The 9,952-nt window shown below is 73.9% G+C and carries 7 protein-coding genes and 1 pseudogene; 4 read left to right on the top strand and 4 right to left on the bottom strand.

The window, feature by feature from the left end; translation table 11 throughout:
* A pseudogene (locus IE330_RS27330) lies at positions 1–258 on the bottom strand (phosphatase); the annotation flags it as partial.
* A 1,325-nt stretch (positions 259–1,583) separates the two neighbouring features.
* Between IE330_RS27330 and IE330_RS39275 the strand changes: the two are divergent.
* Together IE330_RS39275 and metG are read left to right on the top strand one after the other, a co-directional pair.
* The gene (locus tag IE330_RS39275; RefSeq protein ID WP_229925965.1) at positions 1,584–2,222 is read left to right on the top strand and encodes a VWA domain-containing protein; all 639 of its coding nucleotides are present in this window, start codon (positions 1,584–1,586) and stop codon (positions 2,220–2,222) included.
* A 38-nt stretch (positions 2,223–2,260) separates the two neighbouring features.
* Positions 2,261–3,886, top strand: a complete 1,626-nt coding sequence (gene metG, locus IE330_RS27320) for a methionine--tRNA ligase (RefSeq protein WP_190138796.1) — start codon at positions 2,261–2,263, stop codon at positions 3,884–3,886.
* Between the two features lie 97 nt (positions 3,887–3,983).
* Here metG and IE330_RS27315 read toward each other — a convergent pair whose 3' ends face one another.
* Positions 3,984–4,571 (bottom strand): TetR/AcrR family transcriptional regulator, encoded by a 588-nt coding sequence (locus IE330_RS27315; RefSeq protein ID WP_190138795.1) that lies wholly within the window; start codon positions 4,569–4,571, stop codon positions 3,984–3,986.
* Positions 4,572–4,721: 150 nt separating this feature from the next.
* Between IE330_RS27315 and IE330_RS27310 the strand changes: the two genes are divergently transcribed.
* Positions 4,722–5,591, top strand: a complete 870-nt coding sequence (locus IE330_RS27310; protein WP_190138794.1) for an NAD(P)-dependent oxidoreductase — start codon at positions 4,722–4,724, stop codon at positions 5,589–5,591.
* Between the two features lie 105 nt (positions 5,592–5,696).
* The gene (locus IE330_RS27305) at positions 5,697–5,921 is read left to right on the top strand and encodes a hypothetical protein (RefSeq protein WP_190138793.1); all 225 of its coding nucleotides are present in this window, start codon (positions 5,697–5,699) and stop codon (positions 5,919–5,921) included.
* 14 nt (positions 5,922–5,935) lie between these two features.
* Here the strand turns inward: IE330_RS27305 and IE330_RS27300 are convergent, their stop codons facing one another.
* Both IE330_RS27300 and IE330_RS27295 read right to left on the bottom strand, forming a co-directional pair.
* On the bottom strand, positions 5,936–7,516 hold the full coding sequence (locus IE330_RS27300; protein ID WP_190138792.1) for a type 1 periplasmic-binding domain-containing protein: 1,581 nt from the start codon (positions 7,514–7,516) through the stop codon (positions 5,936–5,938).
* 85 nt (positions 7,517–7,601) lie between these two features.
* Entirely contained in the window at positions 7,602–9,800 is a 2,199-nt protein-coding gene (locus IE330_RS27295; protein ID WP_190138791.1) for a P-loop NTPase family protein, read from the bottom strand.
* Between the last annotated feature and the right edge of the window lie 152 nt (positions 9,801–9,952).

The raw sequence follows: 9,952 nt of genomic DNA, 5'->3' as shown, positions 1-9,952 counted from the left end.
GGCCGCGGCGGGCTCGCCGCCACCCGGGCCGAGGCCGCCGCCGCCCGCGGCCGCCGCGGCGACGGTCACCACGGCCGCCGCGCGCATCATCGAACGGCGGCTCAGCGCGCCGGCTATGACGTCGCCGACGTACTCGTTGTCGCTGGTGTTCGGCACGGGGTGGAAGCAGGCGTCGCCGCAGCGGAACCGGCACGTCATGGCCGAGCGGCCGCCGGAGCCGCCCGGGTGCGAGGTGATCAGGGGCAGCAGCTTGCGCACGGGTTTCCTCCAGGGTGGCCGAATCAGCCGCGGTGTGGCTGTTTTCGCTCGTTGTCCGGGTTCCGGCTGGAGGCTAGGGGCGGTTGCCAGCAGGAGGGGGGACTGCGGGTGAACGGAGCGTGAACCGCGCCTGGCCTTGTCTGGCCCCCACCTGGCCCCACCTGGCCCCTGGGCCTTGAGCGGGGTTCCGCGACGCCTGGCCCCTGGGCCCTGAGCGGGCTTTCCGGGCGGGCCCGGGGTGCGGCCCGGAGTGCCGGGGTAGGCGGCGGCTACCCTTACGTGTCCCTCGTGGCCGGAGGGCCGGTCGGGGGCCTCTTTACGCCGAACTCATATTTAGGGGTGCGCACATGGGCATTCTGGACCGTCTGCGAAGCGTCTTCCGACGCCCTCGACCCGACGCCACGTCCCCCACCCCGGACCCCACCCCCGAACAGCCTCCGGCCGAGCTCACCCCGGCGGAGTCCGCCCCGGCCGCCCGCTCTGCTGCTGAGGCCCCGCCCGCCACGTCGGCCGCTCCGGCCGAGGCCGCCGCTCCGGCGGAGCCCGCCGCCAAGGCCGAGGCCGCTGCCGCGGACGGGGCGTCCTCGAAGGCTGAGGCCTCCGCGGCGGAGGCGCTGGTGGCTGCCGCCTTCGACAACGTCACGGTCCGCCGCTCCGCGGCCACCCCCCTCGCCCACCCGCCCACCCATGACGGGGAACCCCACAGCGAAGCCCCGACCGCCACCCCGTCCCCCACGGTGCCCAACCAGTCCACGGAACCGGCCGAACGGGCACAGCACCCCGAGGTGCCGAGCCACCGGGAACCCGAGCCCACCCCGGTAGAGCCCGCCCCCATGCAGCCGTCCTCGGCGGAGGAGCCGCGGACCTCAACAGCCTCTGCGACGGAGATGCGCACTCCCGCTCCGCCCTCTGCTGTTGGTAACCGTCCCGAAGGGACCGACACCCGGCCCCAAGAAACCTCCACCGCTACGGGTGAACACCCCGCCGAACGAGACGCACAGGCACAAGCAGAGACCTCCACCGCTGTGGGCAATCGTCCCGCGGGGCGGGACGGGTGGGCACAGCCCCAGGTGCCGAGCAACCGTGAAACCGAGCCCACCCCAGCCGAGCCCGCCCCCATACAGGCGCCCCCGGCGGAGGAGCCGCAGGCCGTAGAAGCCTCCCCGGCGGAGCCGTCCCAGGCAGAAGCCCCGACCCAGGCAGAGCTTCAGGCGGAGGCCCCCGCCGCGGCGCAGCCGGTTCAGGCCGAGCCCAAGGCGGAAGCCCCGGGCGCGGCCGAGCCCACGGCCCCGGCTGCTGCCAAGCCCGCGGTCAGCCTCGCCAAGGTGAAGAACCGGGCCCCGGGGCTCGCCCCGGCGTACAAGGCGGCGGGGGCGGCCCTGCGGAAGCAGGGGCTCGCGGGGGCCCGCGCCCAGGTGTACCTCGTACTGGACCGCTCCGGCTCCATGCGCCCGTACTACAAGGACGGCTCCGCCCAGCACCTCGCCGACCGCACCCTCGCCCTCGCCGCCCACCTCGACCCCACCGCCACCGTCCACGTCGTCTTCTTCTCGACGGACGTCGACGGCACCGGGACGCTCACCCTCACCGACCACGAGAACCGCGTCGAGGAGCTGCACGCGGCCTGCGGCCACATGGGCCGCACCAGCTACCACCGCGCCGTCGAGGAGGTCGTGGCGCACTACGAGAAGAGCGGCAGCGACGCCCCCGCCCTGGTGGTCTTCCAGACCGACGGCGCCCCGGACACCAAGGGCCCCGCCACCCGGGCCCTCGCGGACGCCGCCCGGCTGCCGCTGTTCTTCTCCTTCGTCGCCTTCGGCGAGGAGGACAGCAAGGCCTTCGACTACCTGCGCCGGCTGACCGCGGACAACGCCGCCCACTTCCTCGCGGGCCCCGCCCCCAAGGACCTCACCGACAAGCGGCTCTACGAGGGCATCCTGGCCGCCTGGCAGCCGTCGGCGTGATGTGAGTCGATCTTCGTTCGGCCGTTAGGATTTCGACCATGGCGGCCACTGGATCCGAGAAGCAGGGGGCGAACGACGTGCAGTCGTACTACGTCTCGACCCCCATCTACTACGTCAACGACGCTCCTCACCTGGGCCACGCCTACACGACCGTCGCAGGCGACGTGCTCACGCGCTGGCACCGGCAGCGCGGCGAGAAGGTGTGGTACCTCACCGGCACGGACGAGCACGGTCAGAAGATCATGCGCACGGCCGAGGCGAACGGCGTGACCCCGCAGGAGTGGTGCGACAAGCTCGTCGAGGAGGCCTGGCGCCCCCTCTGGGAGCACCTGGAGATCGCGAACGACGACTTCATCCGCACCACGGAGAAGCGCCACACCGACCGGGTCCAGGAGTTCGTCCAGGACCTGTACGACAAGGGCGAGATCTACAAGGGCGGGTACGAGGGCCCGTACTGCGTGGGCTGCGAGGAGTACAAGCTCCCCGGTGAGCTCCTCGACGGCGAGGGCGCGTACGAGGGCCAGAAGCTCTGCCCGATCCACAAGAAGCCGGTCGAGCTGCTCAGCGAGGAGAACTACTTCTTCAAGCTGAGCGAGTACGGCGAGAAGCTGCTCGCGCACTACGAGGCCAACCCCGGCTTCATCCAGCCCGAGTCGGCGCGCAACGAGGTCGTGAACTTCGTCAAGCAGGGCCTGCAGGACCTGTCGATCTCGCGCTCCACCTTCGACTGGGGCGTGAAGGTGCCCTGGGACGACAAGCACGTCATCTACGTGTGGGTCGACGCGCTCCTGAACTACGCCACGGCCGTCGGGTACAACGAGAACCCGGCGAAGTTCGGCGAGACCTTCCCCGCGAACGTGCACCTCGTCGGCAAGGACATCCTCCGCTTCCACGCGGTCATCTGGCCCGCCATGCTCATGGCGCAGGGCCTGCCGCTGCCCGGGAAGATCGCCGCCAACGGCTGGCTGATGGTCGGCGGCGAGAAGATGTCGAAGTCCAACCTGACGGGCATCAAGCCGCAGGACCTGACCTCGCACTTCGGCGTCGACGCCTACCGCTGGTACTTCCTGCGCGCCATCGCCTTCGGCCAGGACGGCTCCTTCTCCTGGGAGGACTTCACCGCCCGCTACACCAGCGAGCTCGCCAACGACTACGGCAACCTCGCCTCGCGCGTCGCCGCCATGGTCGGCAAGTACTTCGGCGGGAGCCTGCCCGAGGCCACCGCCGCCGGCGCGGCCGAGCGGGCCGTGCAGGACGGGCTCGCCAAGGCCGTCGCCGAGGCCGACCGGAAGATCGGCGACGAGCTGGACTTCCAGGGCGGCATCCTCGCGGTCTTCGACTTCGTCAAGCAGGTCAACGGCTACATCACGGAGCAGGAGCCGTGGAAGGTCGCCAAGGACGAGTCGGCCGAGGGCAAGGCGCGCCTCGCGACCATCCTGTACACGGCCGCCGAGTCGCTGCGCGGCGTCGCCGTGCTGCTCAACGCGGTCATGCCGGAGACCTCGCAGAAGCTCTGGGACTCCCTCGGGGCGCAGGCCTCGCTCGGGGCCCTCGCCGAGCAGAGGGTCCAGGACGCGGGCGCCTGGGGCCTGCTCCCGGCGGGCTCGACGGTGACCAAGGGCGCGGTCCTCTTCCCGCGCCTGGAGGAGCCGAAGAAGGCCTGACCGCCGCCCGCGCAGTCCTCGGAAGGGCCCGGAACATCGCGTTCCGGGCCCTTCCCGCGTTCCCGGGGCCCTCTCGCGGGCTCCAGGTCAGTCCTGGTCAGTCCTGGTACGTCCTGATCAGCCGGGCCAACTGCCGCCCCGCCGCCCGCAGGGGCTCCTCGCTGCGGTTCACCTGCGCGGTGACCTCCGCGCCCTCCAGGGTGCTGATGACGGTCGTGGCCACCTCGCGTGCGTCGGTCTCGGCGAAACCGCAGCTCACCAGCTTCTCGGCGACGACGTCCTCCCAGCCGCGCAGGGTCTCGCGGCACACCCGCTGGATCTCGGAGTCCGTGCCGAGGGTCTCCAGGGCGGCGGCCGTGACGGGGCAGCCGTCGATCCAGCCCGACTCCCGCAGCGCCGTCGCCAGGTCGGCCGCGCAGGCCTCGACGGCGGCGGCCGGGTCCTCCTCACGGCGCAGCGCGTCCTTCAGGAGCCAGAAGAACTCCTTCCCGCCGTGCTGGAGCGCGGCCACGGCGACGGCCTCCTTACCGCCCGGGAAGGCGTGGTAGACGGAGCCGAGGGTGGCCTGGGCCTCCTGGGCGATCTGCTTGATCCCGGTGCCGACGTAGCCCTGCCGCTGGATGAGCCGCGCGGCGACCACGACGATCCGCTCGCGCGTGCTGGGAAGCGCGCTGTACTGACTCATCCCGCCACCTTATCCGCCACTGAGTAGAGCGTTCGTTCTAGTGGCGTGCTAAGTTCTGTCCCGGCATTGGATAGAGCGTTCGTTCTAGTCGCCCCCTCCAAGTCCGACCCCTGTCACATCCCTGTCCACACCCACGCCCTGGAGGCACCCGTGTCACAGCCCGTCACCGTCATCGGGCTCGGCCCCATGGGGCAGGCGATGGCCGCCGCCTATCTGGACCGCGGCTACGAGGTCACCGTCTGGAACCGCACCCCCTCGCGCGCCGACGCCCTCGTGGAGCGCGGCGCCACGCTCGCCGCCGATCCCGAACAGGCGCTGCTCGCCAACGAGCTGGTGATCCTCAGCCTCATCGACTACGACGCCATGTACACCGCGCTCCGCGGCGCCGAGCACGCGGTGGCCGGCCGCGTCCTGGTGAACCTCAGCTCCGACACCCCGCAGAAGGCCCGCGAAGCGGCCCGCTGGGTCACGGAGCTCGGCGGCACCCACCTGACCGGCGGCGTCCTGTCCCCGCCCCCGGGCATCGGCAGCCCGGACATGTCGACCTTCTACAGCGGTCCGCGCGCGGCGTACGACAAGCACCGCGCCGCCCTGGAGGTGATCACCGGCAAGACCGACCACCGGGGCCAGGACCCGGGCCTGGCCGCCCTCATGTACCAGCTCAACATGGTCATCTTCTGGCCCGCGATGCTCTCGTACTGGCAGGCCGTGGCGCTCGCCGCCACGCACGGCCTGACGGCGGCGGACATCGCCCCGTACGCGGCCGAGAACTTCGCGGGCATGGGGCAGTTCCTCGACTTCTACGCGCCCCGTATCGACGCCGGGAACCACGCGGGCGACGTGGACCGCATCTCCATGGGCCTGGCGAGCATGGAACACGTCGTGCACACGAACGCGGACGCGGGCGTCGACACGGCCTTCCCGCGCGCCGTCCTGGACGCCTTCCGCCGCGGCACGGACGCCGGGTACGGCGCGGACAGCTTCAGCAGGCTGGTGGAGCTCCTGAAGCAGCCCGCCTGAGCGGCCTCGCGCGGGTGGCTCGATCCCTTCGCTGCGAATGAGCCGTTGATCACTTCGTGAGCGGACTCACTCCGTCTTCACGCCCTCGCACGTAGGCTTCACAGCATGGCCACGAATCCCGCTTCCGAGACGCGGCGCCCCCGGCGCACCGCGGACGAGGTGAACGAGGAGATCCGTGCGCTGTGGCTGCGCTGCGGCGGGCGGCTGAGCACCGAGCAGCGGCGTGAGTACCAACGCCTGGTCACGGAGTGGGCGGCCGCCGAGGCCGCCGCCCACCCCGAGGCGGTCGGCCGCGCCGAGAGCCACGGCTCGCCGACGCGCGCCGCCTGACGCGCCCGCGGCCTTCAGTTGCTCGGCACCACGCAGTCGCGCGGCTGCGGACGCCCCTCCGGCCAGCCGAGCCCCTTGAACGCGAGCTTCCGCGTCCGGGGGTCGAGCTCCACCACGGCGACCGGCTTGTCGTAGGGGTTGCCGGCGTTGGTCAGGCACACCCACCCGCTGGTTCCGGCCACCCGGTGCGCGGACTCCAGGCGGGGCCACTGGGCGGCGACCCGCTCGCGCGGCGGCACCGCCCCGGGCGCCCGGGCGTTCGCCAGGAACAAGGCCTGCGCGATGGTGCGCACCCCGTCGTGCACCAGCATGGTGCGCGAGTCGTCGTACGTGACGGGACCGATGTCCCCGGCGCCCTGCCGGTCGGTGAGCGCGCGCAGCCTCGCCAGCTCCTCCTGCGGCTCGGTCAGGTGCGCGGGCCGGTCCGCGCCCTTCCCGGCCCGTGTCCGCGCCCACGCCTCGGGGTGGCCGGGCGCCGTGTACTCCACGGTGACCGTGGGCTCCTTCGCGCCGGGCTCACCCTGGAGCCGCGCCCAGTCGGCGTCGCTCATGTACTGCTCCAGGGTGGCCGCGCCGGAACCGCTCACCACGGTGTACCGCTTGCCCCGGCACGGCACCTCCGCGAGCTTGAGCGCGAACAGGCGCAGGTGCACGGGGCGTCCGGCGAAGTAGACGACCTTCGCCCGGGACTGGCAGATGTTGTGGCCGATGAGGGAGAAGTCGTTGCCGGTCTCGCCGGGCTCGCTGATCGAGGGGGAGGTGAACTCCTGGTCCTTGGCGCCCGGCGGGCCCGGTTCGTCCCTGCTGAAGGCCCGCGCGAGCGACTCCACGTAGACATCGTCCGGGCGGGTGTCCCGCACCAGGACCGTCTCGTCGTCGCGCAGCCCCCGGTGGAAGGCGGCGAGCGCCGCCGCCTGCTGCCGGTTGGTCGGGATCACCCGGGCGAGGCCCCGGAAGCGCGGCCGCACCCCGCGCCGCTCGGCGTTGGCGAGTTCGTCGGCGCTGGCCCGGCTGATCAGCACGGGCAGGCGCAGCTCGTTCGTGAGCCGGTCGACGGCGTCGATCGTGGCGCGCAGGCTCAGGTTGAAGCCGGTGACCGCGCGGAGGTTGTGCTTCTCGTCGTCCGCGAGCGCGGCCAGGTCGTCGACGACCCGCGCCTGCTGGCCGTAGTTGCGGCCGGGGTTGGCGAGGACCAGCCGGATCAGCGGCTTCTGCTCGGCGCGGTTGGCCCGGTACTGCGCGAGGTACGCGCCCTGCACGTCGCTGCGGAGCTGGCGGCGCTCGGCCCGCGACTCCGGCGTGAGGGGCAGCATCATCGCCACCGTGACGTGCGGCTCGCCGTCGATCCGCCGGTTCTCCTCCGCGATCGCGCCGCTCACCGCGGTGATCTCCGCGGTCCCGAAGTCGTAGCCGGAGCCGTTCACACCGACGCACTCGCCGCCGTGCCGCTCCACGCCGTCGGCGCAGTGGTCGGGGCCGCCCACGTGCTGCGGCACGAGGAGGGCGGCGCCCACCAGGGCCGCCCCCACGACCAGGACCGTGACGGCCTTCTTCAGGCGTGTCGCCCACACGTGGTGGTACAGCCAGTTCAGCACCGCCGCCCCCTTCCGCTCCGCCCCGCCATCGGCCGCCCCTCACGTGAGTCCACCGTGTCGCGCCCGGCCGTCGTCCGGGCCCCGTTCAGCCCAGGTGCCGCGTGCACGCGCACGGCAGCAGCGGCTGTCTCTCCCGCGCCCGCTCGGCCCACTCGCCGGCCGTCCGGGTCAGTACCTCGATGCCCGGCACCGGCTCGTCGCCGAGCCGGTCGAGCAACTGCCGCCAGGTGCCCGTCACCGCCGGGTCCACCGGCCCCGAGCGGTCCTCGTACAGCCACACCGCGTGCAGCAGCCGGTCCACGCGGCGCCGCAGCACGTCGTCGCCGCACGCCGGGGTCTCGCCGAGCGCGCGGGCGCGCCGCGCGCCGCGCGCGCCCGTGAGCGGCGCGCGCCCCGGCGACCACGCCACGGCGAGCAGCTCCGCGCACCAGTCGGCCATGGACCGCGAGGTGTCGCGCGCCGGGAAGGAGCGGGTCAGCCGGTCGACGGCGCCCTCCGTGTCCCCGGCGGCGAGGCCGTGGTGCGCGGCGTGCGCGGCCGCCGTACCGAAGAGCGCGTCGGCCCTCTCCTCGGGGGCCGCGGCGGTCGCGGCGCGCCGGGCGAAGCAGTCCCGCAGCAGCTCCTGGTCGGCGCGCAGGCCCGTGCCGCGCGCCTCCATCCCGTACAGGCGCCGCATCAGCAGGTGGCGCAGGCCCCGGTCGCCGATGAAGTGGCGCTCGCAGTACGGCCATCCGGCGTCGAGCAGCAGTTCCGCGACCCGGTACGCGGACAGCCGCTCGTCCCGGCCGCCCTGGCGTACGCGCAGCAACTCCTGGGCGCAGTCCCCGTCGTGGGCCACCGACAGGTGGCTGAGCAGGTCCAGCCAGTGGCCGTGCTGCTCGGGCGGCAGCTCCTCGGGGAGCTGGCGCACGACCAGGTCGTCCAGGAGCAGCTCGGCGACGGGGCGCGGGGGCGCGTCGGGCGCCGACCGGGAGCGCACCGGCACGTCGAGCAGCGTCCAGTCCGTGAACGCGGCCGGGTCCGCGACGCGCAGCGCGGCGGCGGCCTCCCCGAGGCGCGTGACGAACCGGGGCCGCCCGCCGCTGAGCCGGTGCACGGCGCTCTCCACGCGCAGCCGCGCGGCGTGCTCGCCCGGCTGGTGGCCCTCGTCGCGGCCGTGCCCCTGGAGCCGGGCCAGTTCGTGGTTCTGCTGCTCGGCGGTGAGCGTCGGCATCCGGACGAGCAGCACGCCGCGCGCGGGCGCGGCCAGCCCCGGGACGCCGCCGGGTCTTCGCCGCCACGCGGGCAGGCCGCCGTCCCCGGGGCTCCAGGCGGCCGGGGCGTCCCCGGAGCCGTCCGCCGAGCGGTACAGGAAGCGGCCGCCGTCCGCGCGGCGCGCCGTCGCGACGACCACCACGCGGTCGTGGTGGCCGCCCTCGCGGTCGAGCAGCACGGACCGGACGAGGCCGCGGCCGAGCGCGCCGTCCGCGTGGTCCAGCAGCACCGCGGGCCGCCCGGCCCGCGCCAGCCGCCCGCGGACGGAGGTGTACGCGGCCTCGACGTCCTCGCGCAGCGCCCGGAAGAGGAAGCTCTCCGCGTTGGCGCGGGCCTCGCCGCCCTGCTGGAAGTCGACGCTGAGCGCGTGCAGGCCGAGCCGGGGGTGCCCGGCCGCGCCCGAGTACGCGCCGTAGCAGGCCTCGAGGGCCGCCCTGCCCTCCGCCGATGTGCGCTCGAAGAGCTCGTCGAGGATGGCGGTGATCATCGGTGTGGCCAGCGGCTGGGCGACGAGCAGCGCGCCGAGCGCGGCCAGGTAGGCGCGGAAGGCGCGGTGCAGGACACCGCCCCAGAAGGTGCCCCGCGGCAGCAGCACGTCGTGCCGGCGCACCTCGTCCAGGCCCTCGGCGGGGCTCGCCAGCGGGTCGCCGGCGGCGACGGCCACCAGGCCCGCGTACAGCCGCGGGGCGCCGATCGCGCCGCCGTCCCCGCTCCACGCCCCGAACTGCACGGCCAGCTCCCGCAGCGCCTCGGTGGCCGCGGAGCGGGTCGCGGGCCGCTGCCCGGCGCGCTCGCGGAACACCGGGGCGGCGCAGTCGACGTGCGCGGCCGGCACGTAGCGGCCGAAGTCGTCGCGCACGCGGCGCAGCAGCCGCCCCTTGCCCATGCCGGGGCCGCCGGTCAGCAGCACCACCGGCAGGTCGGGCCCGTACAGGAGCGGGCGGTTGCGGCCCTTCGCGGTCTTGCCGAGCAGCCGGGCGAGCAGGCCGTCGTCGGCCAGGAGCTTGCCTGTTCCCAGGTCGTCGGACAACGGACCCCCGGAGCGAGCGTGGCGGACCGCCAGGGTAGGCGAGCCGCGCCCCCCTTGTGCAGGCCTCTGCGCAGGCCCTTCCAGCCCGTCCGGCGTTTCGCGCAGGCCCTTCCAGCCCGTCCGGCGTTTCGCGCAGGCCCTTCCAGCCCGTC

It is taken from the genome of Streptomyces longispororuber (assembly GCF_014656095.1).
GTDB lineage: Bacteria > Actinomycetota > Actinomycetes > Streptomycetales > Streptomycetaceae > Streptomyces > Streptomyces longispororuber.
The sequence above is the reverse complement of the archived record's forward strand: the minus strand, read 5'-3'. Positions and strand labels throughout refer to the sequence as shown.